This window comes from Streptomyces sp. N35 (assembly GCF_016464295.1).
Lineage (GTDB): Bacteria > Actinomycetota > Actinomycetes > Streptomycetales > Streptomycetaceae > Streptomyces.
The window spans coordinates 1-21,125 of record NZ_JAEIMH010000033.1 but is presented as its reverse complement, the minus strand read 5'-3'; the positions used below and the strand labels follow the sequence as shown (position 1 = coordinate 21,125).

The window sequence follows — 21,125 nt, the reverse complement described above, 5'->3', positions numbered from 1 at the left end:
TCCTCCCCCGACCGCGTACGGGGCCCCCTTTCCCGCGGGACCCGGGGCCCATGTGCTTAATCTGACGGTATGTCACTCGACTTGCTCGGCTTCGACAACGTCCTCTTCCCCGTCGGCGACATCGCCGAGGCCGTGGACTTCTACGAACGGGCCGGTTTCCCGCTCGCCTTCCGTCTCGACGAGGCCGGGATCGCCGGGCTCAAGGTCGGCGAGGAGACGCCCGGTCTGCTCCTTCGCCAGGAGGACGGACTCGCGCACCGCCCGGCCGGCGACTGGACGGCACGGGTCTGGCTGGAGGTCCCGGACGCCCGTAAGGCCGCCGTGGAGCTGACCTCGGCGGGCCTCGTCCCCGATCCGCCGTTCTCGGTGTCGACGGGCTGGACGGTCGAACTGGCCGATCCCTGGGGGAACGTCGTGGGGTTCACGGACTACTCGAAGCGGCCGGGCCTGGGGCGCGTCTGAGCGGCGCTCAGGGTCGCAGGGACCGGACGCTCGGGGTCAGGGCCGCAGGGTCCGGACGCTCGGGGTCGGGCCCGTGCACACGACGAGCACGGTGCCCGAAGACCGGTCGTACAACAAGGTCCCGCCCCTTGAACAGGGCGTCCGGGGCGCCGCGAAGTCACCTTGCCCGACCAGCCGGGTGCCGGTTGGCGCCTGCGCGCGCTCGTGACGCAGGAGATGCAGCCGGCCCGAGTCGGTCAGGACGAGGAAGTACGACTCGGCCTCGGTAGCGAACCGCGGCTCCACCTCGACGAGCGCCGCGGCCGACTCCCCCTGGCCCAGACGGTACAGAGCCCGCTCCTTCCTGCCGTCGCCGCCGATCAGCCAGATCCCGTCGGGCGCCGGCACGAGGTGCACACCGGCCAGGCCGGTCATGACGCCCGGATACCCGCCGGACTCCCCGGGGACCGAGGTCCAGTGCACGGGAAGGTCCCGGCCGTATGCGAGACCGATCTCGCCCACCCACGTACGGCCCTTGCCGCAGGCGTCCGCCACGGCGACGACACGGCGGTGCGTGAAGTCCACGGCGGTCGCCCGGTCCAGGTACTCGCAGCCGGGTGGCGGCGGGATCGTGAGCTCGGGGCGGCTGCCGAACAGCAACGGCGGCCCGGACGGGTCCGACGTCGGCAGGTCGGGCAGGTCCACCAAGCCGAGTTGCCCTTCGGCACAGTTGGCGATCAGCAGCGAACCCTCGTCGTGCGGGCTGCTGTGATCCACCAGATACCGGCAGTACGCGCCCCGGCTCCGCGCCCGCCCGACGATCGAGGCATCCGTACGGTCCACCGCGAGCACACCGCTCTCCTGGCTGCTCACATAGGCCAGTTCGGCCCGGGGCACCGGGACGACGGGCGGCGGATCATCGCCGTACGCGGCGGCCGTGAGGAACCGCCAGCGGTCCGGCAGCCGCTCGAACAGCCCGAGCCCCGGCAGTGCGGAACGTCCGCGGACCGACCCGTCGTACGAGTCGATGGCGGTGAGCCACCGCCCGTGGATCACCATGACCGCGCAGCCCTCGCTCACGGCCACCTGCGCCACGCCTTCGGGGTCGCGCACGGTGAAGCGCCAGCGCTCGCCGCCGGTCGCGGCGTCGAGCCCGACGACCGCCGCACCCGGCCGCGCGGGCTCGAGGGCGACCAGGGTGCCCCGGAAGCGCTCGCCTTCCTCCCGCTTCCCGTTGCCGCAGACGCTGAGGCCCACCGGACTGCGGAACTCGCGGTGCCAGGCGGCCTTCAGCGCCTTCGGCAGCTCGGCGCGGTCATCGGCCGCACCGGCGTCCCGCTCGCCGTCCGGCACGGTCGCGGACTCGGTACGCGGCGGCTTCGGGCCGTACTCCGTGCGCAGGTCGTACGCGAACAGCAGCGCGCCCGAGCCGAACAGGCCGCCCAGGCAGGCGCCCACGAGCAGCAGCGCGCCGAGTCGGCGGACTCGGCGGCGCAGGGCGCGGTCCCGCACGGTGAGCCACGGGCGGGTGCGCCGGATCAGCGGGACGCACAGCAGGGCCGCCGCCGTGCAGCACAGGCAGGCGGCGAGCGGGGCCGGGGCGCGGCCGGACGGTTCATCGCTCAGATACTCGCCGAGGCCGAAGACCGCGCCGAGCGTGGCCGTGAGGCCGGCCGCCACGGATCCGTCCCGGGAGCCGAGGCCGGCGGCGAGGGCCGCGACGGTCGCCGCGGCGAAGACACGGGTCATCCAGTGGGCGGAGCCGAAGTCCCCGCTCCAGCCGTCGGGCACGGGCAGGAACACGGCCAGACAGGAGAGCGCCACGACGGCGCCGAGCAGCGCGGCGAACGGGAGCGGGGTCAGTGGCCCCGGAGTGCGTGGCCCCGGGGTGGGCGGCGTCGGGCCGCTGGGCGGATCGCGCCGTAACCAGTGCTTCATGTGCCGCCTCCCCGTAGCGCCGCATGTCCCGTGCCGGGGACGCCGGTTGGTGGGCGAAGGGTTCCTTCCGTACGCCCGCGACCCCACCTTGAACGTGTTCAAAACAAGCGCTACAGTCATGCCCACAAGGTTTTGAACGCGTTCAAGGAAGCGTTCGGGGCCTTCGGGCCACGGTCTGCGTGCGCCCGGAAACCACAGGGGATCGAGGGATCATGGACCTCACAGTCGTCGCGTATGTCGTGTACCTGGCCATCAGCATCGGGCTGACCATCTGGGTCGCCCGCACACTGAGCCGTAACGGCCGGATCTTCCTCAGCGACGTACTGCGGGGGAACGAGAAGCTCGCGGACGCCGTGAACCATCTGCTCGTCGTGGGCTTCTATCTCGTCAATCTCGGGTTCGTCGCGCTCTACCTGAACGCGGACAACCTGATCACCGACGCGCGGGGGATCTTCGAGGCGCTGTCGGTGAAGCTCGGGGTGGTGCTGCTCGTGCTCGGGGTCATGCACCTCGGCAATGTCTGGGTCCTGAACAAGATCCGGCGCCGGGGAATCATGGAGCGCGAGCAGGTCCCGCCCGTACCGCCGCAGGGGTTCAGCGGCAGCCAGGGTGCGTGGGCGGCACCCACGGGGGCCTGAACGATGGGGACCGTTCAGGGAACGGGGGGCCGGGGCGTTGCTCCGGAGCAGGGGGGCCGGGGCAGTGCTCCGGAGCAGGGGGGCCGGGGTGTGGCGTACACCCCGGTCCGCCGGCTGACCGTCCTGTACGACGCGGAGTGCCCGCTGTGCACGCATCTGCGGAACTGGCTGGTGAAGCAGCGGCAGTTGGTGCCGCTGGATCTCGTACCCGCCGGATCGCAGGAGGCGCGGCGGCGCTTCCCGGGGATCGATCACGGGCGGACGCTGGACGAGATCACCGTCGTGGGGGACGGCGGTCAGGTCTACCAGGGGCCCGCGGCCTGGGTCGTCTGTCTGTGGGCGCTGGCCGAGCACCGGCCGATGGCGCACCGGGTCGCCTCGCATTCGGGGGCCCGGTTCGCGCGGGCGGTGCTGCTCGCCGCGGCCAAGTACCGCGAGGGGCAGCGGCGGCCCGAGGGCTGGGGAGGGGGTGTGTACCGGCGGGCCGACGGGTGGACGTACCACCCGCAGCACGGCTGGTCGTATGCCGGGCCGGAGGCTTGTGACCCGGGACGCTGTCCGACTGGTTAGGCTCGGGGACAGTGCCACGTGCCAGCGTGCCAGCAGGGAAAGTGAGCGTGAACGTGTCGTCGGAGCCGGGGCCCGCGCCCAACGAGTCGGGGTCCGCAGCGCAGGACCCGGGGACCGCGAAGGAGTCGGGGGCCGCGAAGGAGTCCGGGTCGGAGAAGGAGTCGGGGTCCGCGCCCAAGAGTGAGCAGACGCGGACGCTGATTCTGGAGACCGCGATGCGGCTCTTCCAGGAGCGTGGTTACGACAAGACCACGATGCGGGCGATCGCCAAGGAGGCGGGGGTCTCCGTCGGCAACGCGTACTACTACTTCGCCGGCAAGGAGCACCTGATCCAGGGCTTCTACGACCGGATCGCCGCCGAGCACCAGGCCGCCGTACGGCCGGTGCTCGACCGCGAGACGGATCTGCAGGCGCGGCTCTCCGGGGTGCTGCGGGCGTGGCTGGACATCGCGGAGCCGTACCACGAGTTCGCCGCGCAGTTCTTCAAGAACGCCGCCGACCCCGACTCCCCGCTCAGCCCCTTCTCGGCCGAGTCGGCGCATGCGCGCGAGGCCGCGATCGCCGTGCACCGCGAATTGCTCGCCGGGTCGAAGGCGAAGATCCCCGACGAACTCAAGGACATCCTCCCGGAGATGCTCTGGCTCTCCCAGATGGGCCTGGTCCTGTACTGGGTGTTCGACCGCTCCCCCGGCCGCGAGCGCTGCTACCGGCTCGCGGATCGGGGCGCGAAGCTCACCACGCGTGGGGTGGCGCTGGCCCGGTTCCGGGTCCTGCGGCCGCTGGTGCGCGAGGTCCATGAACTGTTCGTGGACTTTCTGCCCGGGATGACGGACGAGACCGCCCCGGGTGGCAAGTCCGGTACCGCCACCGGCTGACCCGATCAGAGGGCCGGCTCCAGGCCCAACTGAAAGGTCATCTCGATGCTGTTCGTCGCCGCGTTTGTGTTCCTGCTTGTGGTCCTTGCGGTCCTGGGGGCGATAGGCGCGCTTTGCGCCGGAATCGCCCGGGTGTCCGGCGCGAGCGTCGGCTGGACCATCGCCGTGGGTCTCTTGAGCGCACCGCTCACCCTCGGCCTGTTCTTCCTCATCATGAGCACGTGACAGGGCGACGGCTCAGCCGCGGCCCGGAGCTCAGAGCTGACTGGTGATCGTCGGGTCGGTGATCTCCGTGTCCTTCGCGAGCAGCATCGCCTTGCTGAGGATCACCGACAGGACCCGGTCGCCCTCGAAGGGCAGATAGCCGCCGGGGTCGGCTGCCCCTGATGTGCCCTTGGGGACGATGCACAGGTACTGGTCGTTCGGGGTGCGCAGGATGTTCCCGGACCCCAGATGGATCTTGTACGTGTGCAACTCGCCCTTGACGTGCAGGAACCGGCCCTCGAGCGTGCACCGGTCCGCGATCGCCAGCCTCGGTATCAGACGGGTGAGCAGCGCGCGGCGGGTCTCGGCGCTCGCGCCCAGCTCACCGAAGCCGTACGAGGTCCAGTACTCCTGGAAGCGGCCCTCGGGTCCGCCGTCCTGCCAGGTCGGATCGTTGCCGACGCTGGCCACACCGACGAACAGGTCGACGTCGCGCAGGACTTCGCTCAGCGCGAGGGGCGGTATGTCGGTGAGCGGCAGCGGATCGACAGGGTCCTGGCCGCCGCGCAGCCACATGCGGTACTCGCCGCCGTAGCAGTGTGCCGAGTTCTCCGGTGCGTCCAGCGGATAGAAGCGGACCTGGTCGGTGCCCAGCCGGAGATAGCTGCCGGATTCGGTGGTGTCCACGCCGTAGTTGTCGCCCACGCCCTCGATCCAGTACTCGGCGCGCAGGCCCCACTGAGGCAGTTCGCGTACAGCGGGCGGGGCCTCGTCGTCGACGCACAGGCGCAGCTTGTTGCGCCAGCCCCGCACGGCCGCGAGCGCGTGGAACTGGTGCTGGCGCAGGATGTGGGCGGCGAAGCGGTTGGAGTACGTGCCCGTGGTCCGCTCGGCGTCCGTCAGCAGGTACACCTCGCGGTGGGCCTGCTTGAACGGCTGGGTGATGGCGTGCCGTTCGAGCCAGTCGCGCCAGGCGACGATCTGGGCGGGCTCGTGGTGGATCGGGTGCCAGAGCCGCACTTCGGCGTCGGGGCCCGGGTGCATCGGCTCGTCCGTGAGCGTGCGCAGCTCGCCGTCCGCGTACCCGACCGCCTGTCCGTCGACGGTCCACAGGAGGCGGCGGGCGAGGGTGCCGACGAGGGGGTGGTCGAGGTAGTGGGTGCGCCACTTCTCGTACGGCCAGACGCGGCGCGCCAGGAACTGCCGGTCGAGCCGCTCGGCCTGCGCGCCGAGCATCTTGTCGATGTCCTTGGCGGCGGCCTTGAGCTCCTTGAGCTCGTCGGGGTGGTCGCGCTTGACCTGGGCGGGCGGGGCCTTGACCGCTTTGCCGGTGGCGTTGCGCCAGGTGAGGGTGGTTTTCGATCCGGTGATCGTCAACTCTGCGGCGCAGTCGCCCAGTCGGTGTTCGCTTCGGCCGACCTCCGTGAGTCCGTACGCCGGGACGGCGAGCTCCTCGATCTCCTCACGCGTGAGGCCGAGGGCTTTCGCCCGCTGGTCGAGCCCACTGTTGATGATCTTCAGCGTCCCCTTGTACGTGACGCGCGTGGCGAGCCGGGCCAGTTCGGCGAGGGCGGCTCCGCCTTCCGAGCGGGTGAGCGCGACGACGCAGGCGTTGGCGACCTTGGGGTTGCGGGGGCCGAGGCCCGGCACCTTGCGCAGGGCGGTCTCGGCGACCCGGCCCAGCGCGCGGGCGGTGTCGCGGTCCCCCGGCAGCAGGGAGAGGGTCCAGGCGAGGCCGCGGAGGGCGTCGGCGTTGTACGGGTCGAACTCTTCGTTGTGGGGCCGGTACTGGTCGTCGGTGAAGAGCTGTGTGCGGGGTCGGCCCACGAGAGCGAGCCACGAGGTGATGCGGGTGCGCACCTCGTCGAGCGGCAACCGGTCCAGTCTCTGCCGGGCGGCTTTCTCCCACTTGGCGGAGGGCTGAGCACTGGTGGCACCAGCCGCGTGCCGCACGAGAGCGTGCCAGCGCTCGCCGGCGTCGGCGAGATCCGAGAGCGCCTGGTCGGACCAGGCCTCGCCGGGGTTGAGTACCGGGCCCTCCAACTCGCCGAGGATCCGGTTCAGTTCCCTGTCGGGATAGCCCTGCGGGGCCGAGCGGCGCATCGTCGCGATCACCGCATCGGGCACGGCGCGGCCCGCGTCCAGCTCGGCCCGCACAAGACACGAGAGCTCCGCGCTCGACCAGGTGGAGTGCATCTCCGCGTACTCCTGAAGGCGCTTGATCCGCGCAAGCGACATCACCAAGTTGTCGGGCAGGTCCCGGCTGACGACGGCAGCGAGTGTGGCGATGTGGCTCCGCACGATGGGGCCGTCACCACCGTGCTCGTATCTGTCCGCCCAGGACTTGGCAAGGCGCCGTCTGCTCCCCTCGGGCAGCGCCCGCACCACGTCGAGAAGCTCGGCAGCGTCGCCGTCCCAGCGGTTGTCGAGCGCCCCCGCGAGCTTGACGAGGTGCGCGGAGAGCTCACCCATATTGTCGTCGGCGATGAGCTGACGGACCTGCCGCACCTGCTCCCGTACATACGGCAGCATCAGCCACCCACCAGCGGCACGAGCTTCAGGAACGTGACCTCGACCCCGAGCCGCAGCTCGATCTCCTCGTCCAGCTCCTCCACCTGCCGGTCCCCGATCAGGACCAGGAACCCGTTCCGCCCGAACGCCTCCACCGCGCGCTCGAACTGCCGCTCCGGGTCGATCCGTCGCGGTGTCCTCAGCGCGTACCCGTTCAGCGTGCGCTCCGTGTCCGTCGGCTGGACGAGCCCGCGGAACACCCCGGGCGCCGCGGCGTGGTACTCCGCGACCTCCTGGAACACGCGGCGCCGGATCACCTCGCGCAGCGTCAGCCGCTCCTCGGTGATCTCGATCCCCCACGCCTCGGCGCGCTCCCCCGCAGTCGTCTCATCGACGAACGTCAGTCTCCCCATGCCCACGGAGATTAGAGGGCGGCACTGACAACGGCCCCCACCAGCCCAGTTGCGGCCGCCGGACGCCGAGGCTCAGGCCTTCCAGTGCGCCCCGCCGTCGCGTTCCGCCTCCACCATGATCCGCCGCAGCATGTCCGAGAGCTGGGCCAGTTCCCGCTTGGACAGCACCCCGAGCAGCCGGGACTCCTCGTCGCCGAGCATGTCCATCGCGCCCAGCCACGTCGCCCGGCCGTCCTCGGTGAGCTCGACGTCGACCCGGCGGCGGTCGCTCTTCGACTGCGTACGGCGGATGAGGCCGCGCTTCTCCAGGCCGTCGAGGCGGCCGGTCACCGACGCGGGCCGGAGGTCGAGGTCCGCCGCCAGCTCCGAGGGCGTCGCGCGGCCCGAGCGGCCGGCCAGTTTGTGCAGGGTGTCGAACTCCTGGCGGTCCAGGGCGAAGTCGACCAGGGACTGCTCGCGCACCCGCATCAGATGCACGGAGAGCTTCTTCATCCGCGTCACCGCGCCCTCGACATCGGGGTCGAGCTCGGGCAGGACGGGCTTCCACCGCGCCACGTGCCCATCGGTCCAGTCCTGCTCGCCCTGCTCATCCCGCTCACGCTCCATGCCGGAAGCGTACGCCCAAAGAAGCGGTTTCCTTCGGTGCCAAATATTTCGTTGACGAATAATTCGGTAACGAAATATATTGGTGATCATGCCGCTTCCTGCCGCACGTCCGCATCCTCTGCGCACCCTCAACTTCCGTCTCTTCTTCGCCGGTCGCTCCCTCTCCCTCATCGGCGACGCGGTGATCCCCACCGCGCTCGCGCTCGCCGTACTGGAGATCAGCGGCTCCCCCTCCGCGATGGCGATCGTGCTCGCCTGCGCAATGGTGCCCAAGCTGGCGCTGCTGCCCTTCGGCGGGGTGGCGGGCGACTGGTTCCACGCCCGGACGGTCGCCCTGATCACCGATACGACCAGGGCCGCGAGTCAGCTGTTCGTCGGGTTCGAACTGCTCGCGGGAGACCCGCACTTGTGGCAGATCGCGCTCGCCGAGGCGATCGGCGGTGCGGCCTCCGCGTTCGCCATGCCGACCGAGGCGCCGCTGATCACCGGGACGGTCCAGCAGGACCAACTCCACCGCGCCAACGCCCTGTTCGGGATCGTGCGCAGCTCGGCGCGGTTCGGCGGCCCGGCGCTCGCGGGACTGCTCATCCTCCTCGCGGGGCCCGGGCTCGCGTTCGTCCTCGACGGCGCCTCCTTCGCCGTCAGTGCGCTGCTGCTCGTCTTCACACGGGTGCGCAAGGTCCCGGTGGAGCGCCGCTCCCTGCGCAAGGACCTGGTGCAGGGCTGGCAGGAGGTGCGCCGCCGCGACTGGTACTGGACCAGCCTCATCGGCCACTCCGCCTGGAACGGCGCAGCGGCCGTCCTGATGACGATCGGACCCGGCCTCGCGGCCCGCGAGTTCGGCGGCCCGACCGCCTGGGTGGTGCTGCTCCAGGTCGGCGCCGGCGGGCTGCTGCTCGGCTCGCTGGTCGCCGTGCGGGCTCGGCCACGGCGGCCGATCCTGACGGCCAACCTGGGCCTGGCCACGTATGCCCTGCCGCTCATGCTCTTCGCGGCGGGCGCGCCCGCCGCGCTGGTCATCGGCGCGTACGGGATCGCGCAGGCCGGGCTCGGTTTCCTCAACCCGGTCTGGGAGACGGCGGTGCAGCAGGCCATCCCCGAGCAGACCCTGGCCCGCGTGGTCTCGTACGACTGGCTGCTCTCGCTCGGCGCGATGCCGCTCGGCTACGCCCTCGCCCCGCTCGCCGCCGGTTTGTGGGGGCCCGAGGCGCCGCTGTGGATCGCGGGCGCGGTGGTCGCGGTGGCCTGTGCGGGGACGGCCCTGGTCCCCGGCGTACGGGATTTCCGCGCCCGTACACCGCAGGCCAAACCTGTTCCGCAGACGGTCAGTTGACGGCGTTCACCTGTTCCGCAGATGGTCTGTTGGCCGCGTCCCCAAGCCCCTCAGACGGTCAGTTGACCGCGTCCACCTGTTCCTCCCAGGCCAGCTCCACGTCGTATACGAGGGGATCCTCGCCGATCATGACGTGCCGCGCGCGGGGAGCGAACCCGGTCGCGGTCACGGCGAGGAGGTACGAGCCGGGGCCGGGGGCGGCCAGGATGTACGAGCCGTCGGCGAGCGAGTCGACGCGGTCGAGCTGGCGGCCGCCGCGCGAGACGAGGGTGAGCACCGCGTCCGCGACCGCCTCGCCGTCGGGGGTGCGCAGGAAGCCGTGGACGGCGGAGGCGCCGCCGGTGCGCTGGGCGGGAACCGCCGACTCCACTGAGTTCACGGACTCCACGGCCTTCACGGGCGTTGGCACGTCCTCCTTGGGTTCCACCGCCAGATGCGGCAGCCGCTTCTCCAGCCAGTCCGGCAGCCACCAGTTGGACCGCCCGAGCAGATGCATCGCGGCCGGGACGAGCGCCGTACGCAGGATGAACGCGTCGAGCGCGACCGCCGCCGCGAGCCCGATGCCCGCCATCGCGCCCTCCATGTCGCCGCTGAGGACGAACGCGGAGAACACACAGATCATGATCAGGGCGGCGGAGTTGATGACCCGGCTGGTCTCGGCGAGACCGACCCGTACCGCACGCGCGTTGTCCTTCGTATGCACCCATTCCTCGTGCATCCGGCTGACCAGGAAGACCTGGTAGTCCATGGAGAGGCCGAAGAGGAGCGAGAGCATGATGACGGGCAGGAAGGCGGTGATCGGGCCTTCCTTGCCGAGGCCGAGCGCCTCCGCGCCCCAGCCCCACTGGAAGACCGCCACCAGGACGCCGAAGGACGCGGCCGCCGCGACGAGGTTCATCACCGCCGCCGTCAACGGCACCACGAGCGAGCGGAACGCGATCAGCAGGAGCAGGAAACCGAGGCCGATGATCGCGCCGACGAAGAGCGGGATCCGTTCGCCCGTGACGGCCGCGAAGTCCTTGAACACGGCCGTGACACCGCCTACATGGGTTTCCGTGCCCGCCGCCACAATCACGTCGTCGCGCAGCCGGTCGATCAGTTCGTCCGTCTCGACGGACTGCGGCGAGGTGGTCGGGACGACCTGGATCACCGAGATGTCCGAGCCGGCCGGCACCGGCAGCTGAACAGCCGCGGCGACCCCCTCGGTGTCCTCCACGCGTTCCAGGAGACCCGTGTCGCCGCCCTGACTGACCAGCTGCAGCGGCCCGTTGAAGCCCGGGCCGAAACCTTCCGCCAGCAGGTCGTACGCCTGGCGTGTGGTGGTGGACTCCTGGTGGTTGCCCTGGTCGGTGGCGCCCAGGCGCAGGGACAGGACCGGGATCGCGAGCGCCGCCATGACCACCACGGCCAGGAACGCGATCGACCGCGGCCGCTTCTGCACGAACCCGGACCAGCGCGCGGCCGCCCCGGTCACCTCGTCGGACTCCGGCCCGTTCGCGGCCAGTTTGCGCCGCTGCCGCCTGCTGAGCACCTTCGGACCGAGCACCCCGAGCATCGCGGGAAGCAGCGTGGTCGCGGCGAGCACGCTCATCACCACGGTCAGGGAGGTGCCGATGACCACGCCGTCGAGGAAGCGCATGTTCATCACGAGCATGCCGGCGAGCGCGATGCACACCGTGCCGCCCGCGAACAGCACCGCGCGCCCCGACGTGTTGAGCGCGGTGACCGCCGACTCCTCGGGGTCGAGGCCGCGCTGGATGCCGCGCCGGTGCCGGGTCACGATGAACAGCGCGTAGTCGATGCCGACGCCGAGCCCGATCAACGAGCCGAGCAGCGGGGCGACTTCGGGGACGTCGGTGACGTGGCTGAGCAGCGAGGTGCCCATCATGCCCATGCCTACGCCGAAGACGGCCGTGATGATCGGGAGCAGCATCGCGAAGAGCGAGCCGAACGCCAGGAAGAGCACGATCGCGGCGGCCGCGATACCCACCATCTCGGCGAGCCCGGTCGGCGGCTCCTGGGTCCGCGTGATCGCCTGCCCGCCCAGCTCCACCTGGAGCCCGCCGCGCTCGGCTTCCTGCGCCGTCTCGACGACGTCCTCGACCAGCGCCTTCGGTACGGCGTTGGCCTGCTCGGCGAAGGTCACCTGCGCGTAGGCGGTGCGCCCGTCACGGCTGATCTGCGTCGCGCCCTGCTCCGTGTACGGGGAGGAGACCTCCCCGACGCCCGCCATCGCGCCGATCTCCTTCAGCGCGGGCTCGAGCCGCTCCCGTACGGCGTCGTCGCGCACCGAACCCTCGTCGACCTTCCACACCACGGTGTCCGTGTCACCGGCGGCCTGCGGGAAGGCCTCGGTCATCAGGTCGTACGCGCGCTTGGAGTCGGTGTCCGGGAGGCTGAAGACATTCGCGTAATCCGTGCCGGCCTGCGAACCCGCGGCCCCGACACCGAGCAGAGTTCCCACCCACAGCACGAGGACCACCAGGCGGTGCCGATAGCACCACCGTGCCAATGCAGCCACGATTCCTGCCCCTTCATCGGTCTGTATCGGAACTGGTAGGTCGTCCCCCTGGGCCACGCCTCAGAATCGCGGTCGCCACGCGTGTGTGGTGCGTCGCGCCCATGACTCTCAAGGAACTCCAAAGCTCGGCCCGGTCCCTCGTACAACGAGCCGACGGATACTTGGGTCATGAACGCCGGGGAGGAAGTGGGCAGGGGCGCGGTCGTACTGGTGGTCGAGGACGAACCCTCCATAGCCGACGTCCTCGCCATCGCGCTGCGCTATCACGGGTTCGAGGTGGTCTGGGCGAGCTGTCTGCTGCAGGCACGCGCCCGGATCGGGGAACGCCGGTTCGACGCCGCGCTGCTCGATGTGATGCTGCCGGACGGCGACGGGCGCGCCTTCGGGCGTGAGCTGCGGGAGCAACACCCCGAGACCGCCGTGGTGTTCGTGACCGCGCGGGACGCCCCCGCCGAGATCGTCGGCGCGCTCGGCTTCGGCGACGACTACATCACCAAGCCGTTCAACATCGACGAGGTGGTGGCCCGCCTCACCGCCGTGCTGCGCCGCACCCGGCCGGCCGATGCGCTGCCGGCCCGCCCGCCGCTCACGTACGCGGGCCTTGAGCTGGACGAGACGACGTACACCGTGCGCCGCGCGGACCGCGCCCATGGCTCGCTCCTGGAGGTGCAGCTGACCCCGACCGAGTACGCGCTCCTTCGCTTCCTCGTCCGCAACGGCGGCCGCATCGTCCCCAAGGAGCAGCTCCTGCGCCACGTATGGCAGTACGAGCACCAGGCCGAGTCGACCGTGGTCGAGACGTACATCAGCTATCTACGGCGCAAACTCGCCCCGCTGGGACCGCCGTCGATCACCACCCGGCGCGGGGTGGGATACGGACTGGCGGAAGCGTGAAGTCACTGAAGCCGGTCCATGCGGCCGGCCGGCAGCGCCGGCTGCACCACGGCTTCGCGACGCTGCGGGCCAAGCTCACCGTGATGAACGTGGTCGTGCTCGCACTCGGCATCGTGGTGGCCACCGCGGTGAGCATCATGGCGATGCGGCACTATCTGCTCGACCGTATCGACTCCGAACTGGTGTCGTCGCGTACGGCGTTGGAGCGCACGGGCTTCACCCGCGAGCAGATCGACGCGCTCAGCGCCATCGGCTCGCTGCGGGACGATCTGCTGCTCGCGGACGCGGCCGGGTCGCTGCCGCGCCCTGAGACGGTGTTCGTGGCGGTGGACGGCAAGGGGAAGCCGCTGATGTTCGCGGGGATCCCGCCGACCGCGCGGCAGCGGGAGCTCGCGGCGGCGGTCGACGACCCCCGGGGCATCGCGGCGTCCGGCGGCATACGGGATGTGCGCTTCGGCGGCGACGAGTTCCGGGCGGTGGGCGCGCGGCTCGGGGACGGCACGGTGGTCCTGATGGCCACGTCCACGGATGCCGTACGGGAGGGGGTGACCAAGAGCCTCAAGGTCGATCTGGGCGTGGGCGCCGGGCTGTTGGTGCTGCTCGGGGTGCTCACGCTGATCGGGGCGCGGCACCGGCTGCGCCCCCTGGAGGACATGGTCGAGACGGCGTCCGCCATCGCGGAGGGCGACCTCACGCAGCGCGTACCGGCCCGCAAGGACCCGGTCCTGGAGATCGAACAGCTCCGTCTCGCCCTCAACTCCATGCTGCACCAGGTCGAATCGGCCTTCGAGACCCGCGAACGCAGCGCCTCCCAGCTGCGCCGCTTCGTCGCGGACGCCTCCCATGAACTGCGTACTCCCCTTTCGGCGATACGCGGCTATCTCCAGCTGTACGACAAGGGGATGCTCCGCGAGCCGGCCGAGCGGGAGCGGGCGGGGCGGCGGGTGCGGTCGGAGACCGACCGGATGAGCCGCCTCGTCGACGAGCTCCTGACGCTCGCCCGCCTCGACCAGCAGGCCGAACTGGTCTTCCGCGAGGTGGACCTGAGCCGTCTGGTGCGGGAGGCGGCGGAGGACCTGCGGGTGCAGGAGCCGGGGCGTCCGGTCGCGGTGTCGGCGGACGGCGCGGTGCTCGTGCACGCCGACGAGACGGGGCTGCGTCAGGTGGTGGGCAACCTGCTGGCCAACGTACGGACGCATACGCCGGGTTCGGCCGCGGTGCGCGTCTCGGCGGGCCGGTCGAACGGCCTGGTCCACCTCACGGTCGCCGACGAGGGCCCCGGTCTCGCCACCGAGGACGCGGCCCGCATTTTCGACCGCTTCTTCCGCGCGGGAACCGGCGCCGGAAGCGGACTCGGCATGGCCATCGTGCAGGGGGTGGTGCAGGCGCACGGTGGAGAGGTGACGGTGCGCACGAGGCCGGGTGAGGGGCTCACGGTGCGGGTCGAGCTGCCCCACGCGCCCTGTTCGGCATCCGACAACTAGGGCCTGGGGTCTTGGTCTTGGTCTTGGTCTTGGTCTTGGTCTTGGTCTGTGGATCGGTCCTGGGTCGGTCCTGTGGGTCGGCCCTGGGTCTGTCCTGTGGGTCAGTCCTGCGGGTCGGCCCTGGGTCGGTCCTGTGGGTCAGCCCTGTGGATCAGTCCTGGCCCTGCTCTCGCGGCCCGGTGGCCACCAGCGCCCACACGGTCTTGCCGTACCGCCCCCGCTGCCACACGCCCCAGGTCTCCGCCACCGAGTCCACCAGGTGCATCCCTCGGCCGTGCTCCGCGAACGGGCCGTCCTGGATGCGCAGGACCGGTTCCGCGGGGGACTCGTCCGAGACCTCGATCAGGCAGGAGCCGTCCGCGAGGACCGTCACCGCGACCTCGAACTCGCGCTCGAGGACCGGGCCGTGGCGCACCACGTTCGTGGCGAGTTCCGAGACGAGCAGGATCGTGTCGGCCACCGCCCCCTCCTCGCCGCTGTGCCCCCAGGCGGCCAGATGGTCGCGGACCCGCAGCCGGGCGAGGCCTACGGACGCCGGGTGCCGGGGCAACCGGAACGCATGGCGCCGTAACACTTCCTCCACCTCCGGCCACCCTGCACGCACGGGATCCGCACAAGATGCTGCGCTGTGCGGGCGGAGTTGTCACCGGTCAGTTGTGGTGACGGCCCCTTTTGGCCATCAGGCCTATGCCAGCGGACACGGCCAGAGCGGGGCGAGCGGCCCAAGTCACCCGTCCAACTCGTATGGTTCCGGCCAAGTGGCGCGCAACGACACCCATCTTCCTGGCCGAAAACCGCCCGCGCGTACAGGCCGGCCGCGGAGGCGAGCACGACGCTCGAGTCGGCCGCGGAGGCGAGCGCGACACTCAGCTCCGCCGCGAACCCGAACGCCACACTCAGCTCCGCCGCGCGGCGGGCGTGCGGCTCAGGTCTGCTTCGAGGCCAGCGTGACCACCGTGATGTCCGACGGCGCCCCCACCCGCACCGGCGGCCCCCAGGCCCCGGCACCGCGCGTGACGTACAGCTGGGTGTCGCCGTAGCTCTCCAGACCGGCGAGCGTGGGGTTGGCGAGATCGGCGATCAGGTTGCCGGGCCACATCTGGCCACCGTGCGTATGGCCGGAAAGCTGGAGGTCGACGCCGTGTTCGACGGCGTCATGGATGACCACCGGCTGATGCGCGAGCAGCACCGAGGCCCGCGAGCGGTCGCGGTCGCCGAGCGCCTTCACGAAGTCCGGGCCCTGACCTTCGCTCTCGCCGGCCACGTCGTTGACGCCCGCGAGATCGAAGCCTTCGATCTCGACACGGGCGTTCTCCAGCGGGTGCAGACCGAGTTCACGTACGTGGTCGACCCACTGCTGCGCGCCGGAGAAATACTCATGGTTGCCGGTGACGAAGAACGAGCCGTGGCGCGAGCGCAGTTGGGCGAGGGGTTCGGCGGCCGGGCCGAGGTCCGCCACGCTGCCGTCGACGAGATCGCCCACGACGGCGACCAGATCGGCCTGCGTGGAGTTGATGGTGTCGACAATGCGCTGGGTGTGGGCGCGTCCGAGCACCGGCCCGAGGTGAATGTCGCTGACGACGGCGATACGGAAGCCGTGCGCGCCGCGCGGCAGCTTGGCCAGCGGCACGGTGAGGTGCTTGAGCCTGGGCCCGCGCAGCACGCCGTACGTCCCGTACCCGACGGTCGCGACCGCGGCGGTCGCCGCGGCTCCGCCGATGATGCGGGAGACGAAGAGGCGGCGGGTGGGGGTGGCGAGGGGCGACGTGGCCCGGACAGACCCCTCCCGCCCGGGGGCCGAGCCCTCTTCGACCCTATCGGCGCCCACTGACAACGCCTCCGCAACACCCGCGCCCTCGGACTCCTGAGCCCCGCCGGCCCCGCCGGCCCCGCTGCCCTCGCCGCCGACGCCCACAGGCTCCCGTACGACCGAAGTCTCCTCAGCCGGAACCGGAGCCGGAGCCGGCCCAGGCTCCGCCGCCGCATCCCGCTTCCGCAGCCACCGCAGAAGCAGCGGCCGGACCGCCTCGCCCACCAGGAGCGACAGCGTCAGATAGATGAACAGGGCCATCCACAGATACCCGGGCCAGGCGACCACCTGCTGCAGCCCGAAGGGGAGCCCCGCCCGCGCCCCCGCGAACGCCGCGACCATCAGGACCAGCGCCGTGACGAGCGCCGCCGTCCCCGCCTTGCGGGCCGTGGACCCGGGCGTGGTCGTATCGCGCACCAAGCGGCGCCACAAGTAGTAGTGCAGCCCGAGAAGGGCGGAAAAGGCGGCGAGACCCGCCAGCACGAAGAGGACGATCACCGCTGCTGCTCCCTGTCGATTCCCCGCTGCGGGCCGCTATGACGTGCGGCGCAATGCGCGCACACCACGGAACCCGATGACCCCTACGACCGTCCCCAAGGCAAAGGACACCACGGCGAGCAGCAGATGGACCCAGAAGTATCCGGTCGGGTCACCCGCGTCGTCGAACGCGAGACCGCTTCCGTCCTTGACGAGATTCTTGACGAAAGTGACCCAGATGATCCACGACCACACCCCGAAGGCGAGCAGGAACCAGGAGACCGGACGGCTGAGCTTCATACGCCCAGTATCGCCGTCCTCCCTTCGGGACCGGTCGTGGGGTATCCCCCGCACGAAGTGCTCGGGGAGGGGTGGTCCGAGTGATCCCGGCCAGACACAGGGGGCCTCGGTACGCGCTCGTACAGCTACGCCCTGTACGTTCTCGACCGTGCCTGCCATGAAGAAGACCGTACTAACGGTCGTATGCGCCAGCTTGATGACCGCGCTTGCCACATTTCCCATCGCTCCGGCCGTGGCGGACGACAAGCCCGGCAAGAAGGACGACAAGGCCAAGCCGCCCGCCAACATGTCCACGGTCGGCGGCGCTCAGCTCGGCAAGGCGGGCACCCAGGTCAATCTCGGTCCGGGCGCGCCGGTGCTGCCCAAGGATCTGACGGGGCGTTCGTGGATCGTCGCGGACGCCGAGTCCGGCGAGGTCCTCGCCTCGCACAACGCGCACTGGCGGCTGCCGCCCGCGTCCACGCTGAAGATGCTCTTCGCGGACACGGTGCTGCCGAAGCTGCCCAAGGACCAGGTCTACAAGGTCAAGGACGCCGACCTCGCGGACGTCGGCGCGGGCTCCAGCCTGGTGGGCGTCAAGGAGGACCACACCTACTCGGTGCACGACCTGTGGCTCGGCGTGTTCCTCAGGTCGGGCAACGACGCGGTGCATGTTCTGTCGTCGATGTACGGCGGTGTCGACAAGGCCGTCGCCGACATGCAGACCCACGCCGAGGAACTGCAGGCCCTCGACACGAACGTGGTCAGCCCGGACGGTTACGACGCCGAGGGCCAGGTGTCCTCCGCGTACGACCTGACGCTGTTCGCCCGCTCCGGGCTGCAGAAGGCCGACTTCCGCGAGTACGCGGCGACGGCGACCGCGGACTTCCCGGGCGAGGGCAAGGGCAAGAAGCGCGAGAGCTTCGAGATTCAGAACACCAACCGCCTGATGACCGGCGACTACGGCCTCAACCCGTACAAGGGCATCGCGGGCGTCAAGAACGGCAACACCACGCACGCCGGCGCCACCTTCACCGGTGTCGCGGAGCGCGGCGACAAGGTGTTGCTCGTGACCGTGATGAACCCCGACTCCGACGAGCAGAACGCCGTCTACCAGGAGACCGCCCGGCTCTTCGACTGGGGCTTCAAGGCCGCGGACAAGGTGACCCCGGTCGGTGAGCTGGTCCGGCCGCGCAGCGCGGAGGGCTCCGGCAACAAGGGCGCCGCGGCCCCCGAGAAGGGGAAGGCGGAGGGCTCTGCGTCGAGCACCGGGACCACCGCCGAGGAGGGCTCAAGCGGCGTGGGGATCGCGCTCGCGGTCACCGGCGGTGTGCTCGCGCTGATCGGTGCGGGTGTGTTCGTGGTCAACCGCCGCTGGCCGCTGCCTGACCTGGTGCGGCGGCTTCCCCGCCGCTGAGCGGCGTGCCCTCGGGTGCCTTCTTGCTCTGCGTCGCCGTCCAGGCGGCGCAGAACAGGAGCAGTTTCGCGGTGAAGTTGATCCACAGGAGCAGCGCGACCGGGACGCCGAAGGCCCCGTACATGGACTTGGCGGCCACTCCCTTCATATAGCCGCCGATCAGCAGCTTGAGCAGCTCGAAGCCGATCGCTCCGATCAGCGCGGCGACGAACAGACGGCGCCGGGGCGGCTGCACTCCGGGCAGCAGCGTCAGCAGGTACAGCAGGATCAGGAAGTCCGCGAGCACCGCGAACCCGAACACGACCACGAGCAGCAGCCCGCCGATCCAGCTCTGGTCCTCCAGACCCACGGCCCGCGTCAGCCAGACCGCGGCGGTGGAGCCGACGGCGGAGGCGGCGAGCGAGAGCAGACCGGTCAGGCCGAGGCCGGCCAGGATGCCGGCGTCCTTGAGCTTGGCGACGACCGGGTTCTCGTCCAGGTCCTCCTTGCCCCAGACCGCGCGCAGACAGTCCCTTATCGAGCCGACCCAGCTCACGCCGGTGACCAGGAGCAGGACGCCCGCGATCACGCCGACCGTGCCCGCGTTGGAGACCAGCTCGTGGATGTCCAACTGCTCGGAGATCCCCGGGATCTGATCGCTGATCTTGTCCTGGAGGTCCTGCTGCTGCCGCGTGGAGAGGGTCGCGGCGGCGACCGCCGCGAGGAGCGTGAGCAGCGGGAAGAGCGCGAGGAAACTGTTGAAGGTCATCGCACCCGCCAGCCGCGCCCAGTGCGCCCGGTCGAGCGTCTCGTACGAGCGGTAGGCATGGGTGGCCATCAGGCGTTCCACGAGCGGCCCGACGACGGGCAGTTTCTTCAGCCAGTCCATTTCCTCAGGCCACCTTCTGCGTACGGAACACCAGGGTGCGGGTACCCCAAAAGCGCAGGACAGTCGCCAGGGCCATGCCCACACCCGCGCCGGAGACGGTGTCGGCGCGCTGGGACGTGAGGCCGAGCCCGTAGTGGGAGATCGCCAGGCAGAGCAGCTGGACCAGGGCGCCCGCGATGTTGACCGCGAAGAAGATCGCGTACTGCCGCATCCGGGAGACACCCGGGGTGCGGCGGCGGTACGTGCCGAGCGCGTTGCCCGCGTACGCCACCGAGCAACCGGCCACGAACGAGAGCGCCTTGGCGGTCAGCGGGTCCCAGCCCATCGGTCCGCGCAGCCAGATGAACAGGCCGAGGTCGGCGGCGTACGCGCAGATCCCGGCGGCGGCGAAGCCGAGCAGTTCGGGGCCCATGGCGCGCAGCCGGGTGCGCAGTTCGGGCCCTTTGGTGCGCGGCCGGGGTGGCGCCGAGGTGCTCACAGGTCGGCCACCGCGAGCCCGTACATCCCCACCCAGACAAGGGCGATGAGCGCGAGCGGCTTGTCGCGCAGGACCACGTCCTCGGGGGCGCCGGCGGTGCCGCGGTCGGCGAAGACGGCGTAGCGCAGGATGGCGAGGATGAACGCCACCATCGACAGCTGACGCCAGGGCAGCAGCCCGGTGCCGCCTTCCTCCATGGCCCACAGGCAGTACGCGAGGACGGCGACGCCGGCCGCGAGCTGCCAGACGAAGCGCAGATAGCCGGTGGTGTATTCGGTGAGCAGGGCGCGGGTGGCGCCCAGTTCGCCGTCGGCGTCCGCCATCCGCACGGACTCCGAGTAGCGCTTGGCCGAGACCATGAACAGCGCGCCGAAGCCCGTGGTGATCAGGAACCAACGCGAGAGCGGGATGTCGAGCGCGACACCGCCGATCATCGCGCGCATCAGGAAGCCCGTGGTGACGACGACCAGGTCGACCACGAGGACGTGCTTCAGGCTGATGCAGTACGCGAGTTGCATGCCGACGTAGCCGGTGAGCAGCGCCGAGGTCATCGGGGTGCACAGGAAGGCCGCGGCGGCGGGCGCGAGGATCGCGAGCAGTCCGCCGACCGCGTACGCGACCGGGACCGGTACCTGTCCGGCGGCCACCGGGCGGCGGCACTTGTCGGGGTGGGCGCGGTCGGCCTCGGCGTCGCGGGCGTCGTTGATCAGGTAGACGGCGGACGCGGCGGCGGTGAACAGGCAGAAGACAAGGACCAGTTGGACGGCCGTCTGGCGCGTGAAGAGTTCACCAGCGGCGGCGGGGGCCGCGACGACCAGGACGTTCTTGACCCACTGGCGGGGCCGGGCGGTCTTGAGGAGGCCGAGCGGCAGGCTGATGGGGCCGGGGCGGCGCGGCGGTGCTGAGCGCTGGTGCTGTTCCAGGAGGGTCATTCGCCGGCTCCTTGCGTACGGGCGGCCGAGCCGGCCCCTTGTGTACGGCCGGCCGCGCCGGCTCCTTGCATCCACGACGTGCCGAGGCGCGCGGTGAGCGCGCCGAGTGCGGCGCCGGCGGCCACATCGCTCGGGTAGTGCAGTCCCCGCCGCCGACCATCCGCGAGCCGCACCTCGCGGCGGCCAGCGGCGGTACGAGACGGGCGCCCGCGGGGCGCAGTGCGCCGTAGGCGCCGGCCGCCGCGGCGGCCGAGGTGGCGTGCGAGCTGGGGAAGGAGTGCCGGCCCGCGGTGCGCACCAGCGGCTCGGCATCCGGACGCGGCCTGCGCACCAGGCGCTTGACGCCCATGCTGGCCAGGGGCGCGCCCCCCGTCAGCGCGGTGCCGCGCCGGCAGGCGCCGCGCCCCCCCCTGTCCGGGGGGGCGGCCCCGGGGGC

The 21,125-nt window shown here is 71.1% G+C and carries 19 protein-coding genes and 2 pseudogenes; 9 read left to right on the top strand and 12 right to left on the bottom strand.

All coding sequences use genetic code 11. From position 1 onward, the window contains the following. The first annotated feature begins 69 nt into the window (after positions 1–69). Positions 70–462: a VOC family protein gene (locus tag JAO81_RS19495; RefSeq protein ID WP_165336107.1), complete on the top strand. Its 393-nt coding sequence runs from the start codon at positions 70–72 to the stop codon at positions 460–462. A 36-nt stretch (positions 463–498) separates the two neighbouring features. Here the strand turns inward: JAO81_RS19495 and JAO81_RS19490 are convergent, their stop codons facing one another. Further along, the gene (locus JAO81_RS19490) at positions 499–2,379 is read right to left on the bottom strand and encodes a hypothetical protein (RefSeq protein ID WP_199549155.1); all 1,881 of its coding nucleotides are present in this window, start codon (positions 2,377–2,379) and stop codon (positions 499–501) included. A 212-nt stretch (positions 2,380–2,591) separates the two neighbouring features. On the opposite strand from JAO81_RS19490, the gene JAO81_RS19485 reads away from it, so the two are divergent. The 4 genes from JAO81_RS19485 to JAO81_RS19470 all read left to right on the top strand — a co-directional run bounded on the left by JAO81_RS19485 (position 2,592) and on the right by JAO81_RS19470 (position 4,687). Next, complete coding sequence (locus JAO81_RS19485) at positions 2,592–3,017, top strand: hypothetical protein (protein WP_199549154.1); 426 nt, start codon at positions 2,592–2,594, stop codon at positions 3,015–3,017. A gap of 90 nt (positions 3,018–3,107) precedes the next feature. Continuing rightward, complete coding sequence (locus JAO81_RS19480; RefSeq protein WP_307813491.1) at positions 3,108–3,587, top strand: DCC1-like thiol-disulfide oxidoreductase family protein; 480 nt, start codon at positions 3,108–3,110, stop codon at positions 3,585–3,587. 47 nt (positions 3,588–3,634) lie between these two features. Continuing rightward, positions 3,635–4,462 carry a TetR family transcriptional regulator gene (locus tag JAO81_RS19475; protein ID WP_374194317.1) on the top strand — a complete coding sequence of 276 codons (828 nt, stop codon included), beginning with the start codon at positions 3,635–3,637 and terminating at the stop codon, positions 4,460–4,462. A gap of 45 nt (positions 4,463–4,507) precedes the next feature. After that, positions 4,508–4,687, top strand: coding sequence for a hypothetical protein (locus JAO81_RS19470; protein WP_199549152.1), 180 nt, complete (start codon positions 4,508–4,510; stop codon positions 4,685–4,687). 30 nt (positions 4,688–4,717) lie between these two features. Here JAO81_RS19470 and JAO81_RS19465 read toward each other — a convergent pair whose 3' ends face one another. The 3 genes from JAO81_RS19465 to JAO81_RS19455 all read right to left on the bottom strand — a co-directional run bounded on the left by JAO81_RS19465 (position 4,718) and on the right by JAO81_RS19455 (position 8,196). After that, complete coding sequence (locus tag JAO81_RS19465; RefSeq protein ID WP_233415611.1) at positions 4,718–7,198, bottom strand: DUF4132 domain-containing protein; 2,481 nt, start codon at positions 7,196–7,198, stop codon at positions 4,718–4,720. Then, a complete protein-coding gene (locus tag JAO81_RS19460) occupies positions 7,198–7,590 on the bottom strand; it encodes a hypothetical protein (RefSeq protein WP_199549151.1) in 393 nt (130 codons plus the stop codon). The genes JAO81_RS19465 and JAO81_RS19460 overlap by 1 nt, the downstream gene beginning before the upstream one ends. A gap of 72 nt (positions 7,591–7,662) precedes the next feature. Beyond that, positions 7,663–8,196, bottom strand: a complete 534-nt coding sequence (locus JAO81_RS19455; RefSeq protein WP_199549150.1) for a MarR family winged helix-turn-helix transcriptional regulator — start codon at positions 8,194–8,196, stop codon at positions 7,663–7,665. A gap of 88 nt (positions 8,197–8,284) precedes the next feature. On the opposite strand from JAO81_RS19455, the gene JAO81_RS19450 reads away from it, so the two are divergent. Next, positions 8,285–9,529 carry an MFS transporter gene (locus tag JAO81_RS19450; RefSeq protein ID WP_199549149.1) on the top strand — a complete coding sequence of 415 codons (1,245 nt, stop codon included), beginning with the start codon at positions 8,285–8,287 and terminating at the stop codon, positions 9,527–9,529. Between the two features lie 58 nt (positions 9,530–9,587). On the opposite strand, the gene JAO81_RS19445 is transcribed toward JAO81_RS19450, so the two are convergent. Next, positions 9,588–12,041 carry an MMPL family transporter gene (locus JAO81_RS19445; RefSeq protein ID WP_199549207.1) on the bottom strand — a complete coding sequence of 818 codons (2,454 nt, stop codon included), beginning with the start codon at positions 12,039–12,041 and terminating at the stop codon, positions 9,588–9,590. Between the two features lie 177 nt (positions 12,042–12,218). Between JAO81_RS19445 and JAO81_RS19440 the strand changes: the two genes are divergently transcribed. Beyond that, entirely contained in the window at positions 12,219–12,944 is a 726-nt protein-coding gene (locus JAO81_RS19440) for a response regulator transcription factor (protein ID WP_199549148.1), read from the top strand. Positions 12,945–13,027: 83 nt separating this feature from the next. Beyond that, on the top strand, positions 13,028–14,428 hold the full coding sequence (locus JAO81_RS19435; protein WP_199549206.1) for a HAMP domain-containing sensor histidine kinase: 1,401 nt from the start codon (positions 13,028–13,030) through the stop codon (positions 14,426–14,428). A 151-nt stretch (positions 14,429–14,579) separates the two neighbouring features. Here JAO81_RS19435 and JAO81_RS19430 read toward each other — a convergent pair whose 3' ends face one another. From JAO81_RS19430 to JAO81_RS42580, 3 genes are all read right to left on the bottom strand, one after another. Next, positions 14,580–15,002, bottom strand: coding sequence for an ATP-binding protein (locus JAO81_RS19430; RefSeq protein ID WP_199549205.1), 423 nt, complete (start codon positions 15,000–15,002; stop codon positions 14,580–14,582). A 351-nt stretch (positions 15,003–15,353) separates the two neighbouring features. Beyond that, positions 15,354–16,736, bottom strand: a complete 1,383-nt coding sequence (locus tag JAO81_RS19425; protein WP_199549147.1) for a metallophosphoesterase — start codon at positions 16,734–16,736, stop codon at positions 15,354–15,356. 36 nt (positions 16,737–16,772) lie between these two features. Continuing rightward, positions 16,773–17,015 (bottom strand): SCO4848 family membrane protein, encoded by a 243-nt coding sequence (locus tag JAO81_RS42580; RefSeq protein ID WP_233415610.1) that lies wholly within the window; start codon positions 17,013–17,015, stop codon positions 16,773–16,775. 148 nt (positions 17,016–17,163) lie between these two features. Between JAO81_RS42580 and JAO81_RS19420 the strand changes: the two genes are divergently transcribed. Beyond that, on the top strand, positions 17,164–18,411 hold the full coding sequence (locus tag JAO81_RS19420; RefSeq protein WP_307813490.1) for a D-alanyl-D-alanine carboxypeptidase: 1,248 nt from the start codon (positions 17,164–17,166) through the stop codon (positions 18,409–18,411). Here the strand turns inward: JAO81_RS19420 and JAO81_RS19415 are convergent. The 4 genes and pseudogenes from JAO81_RS19415 to JAO81_RS42575 form a co-directional block, all read right to left on the bottom strand. Then, positions 18,359–19,279: a YihY/virulence factor BrkB family protein gene (locus JAO81_RS19415; protein WP_199549145.1), complete on the bottom strand. Its 921-nt coding sequence runs from the start codon at positions 19,277–19,279 to the stop codon at positions 18,359–18,361. The two genes, JAO81_RS19420 and JAO81_RS19415, sit on opposite strands and share 53 nt — an antisense overlap. After that, positions 19,267–19,691 (bottom strand): annotated as a pseudogene (locus JAO81_RS19410) (GtrA family protein). The gene JAO81_RS19415 and the pseudogene JAO81_RS19410 overlap by 13 nt, the downstream one beginning before the upstream one ends. 62 nt (positions 19,692–19,753) lie before the next feature. Then, positions 19,754–20,689 carry a decaprenyl-phosphate phosphoribosyltransferase gene (locus JAO81_RS19405; RefSeq protein ID WP_199549144.1) on the bottom strand — a complete coding sequence of 312 codons (936 nt, stop codon included), beginning with the start codon at positions 20,687–20,689 and terminating at the stop codon, positions 19,754–19,756. Further along, positions 20,686–21,125 (bottom strand): annotated as a pseudogene (locus JAO81_RS42575) (phosphatase PAP2 family protein); the annotation flags it as partial. The pseudogene JAO81_RS42575 and the gene JAO81_RS19405, both read right to left, overlap by 4 nt.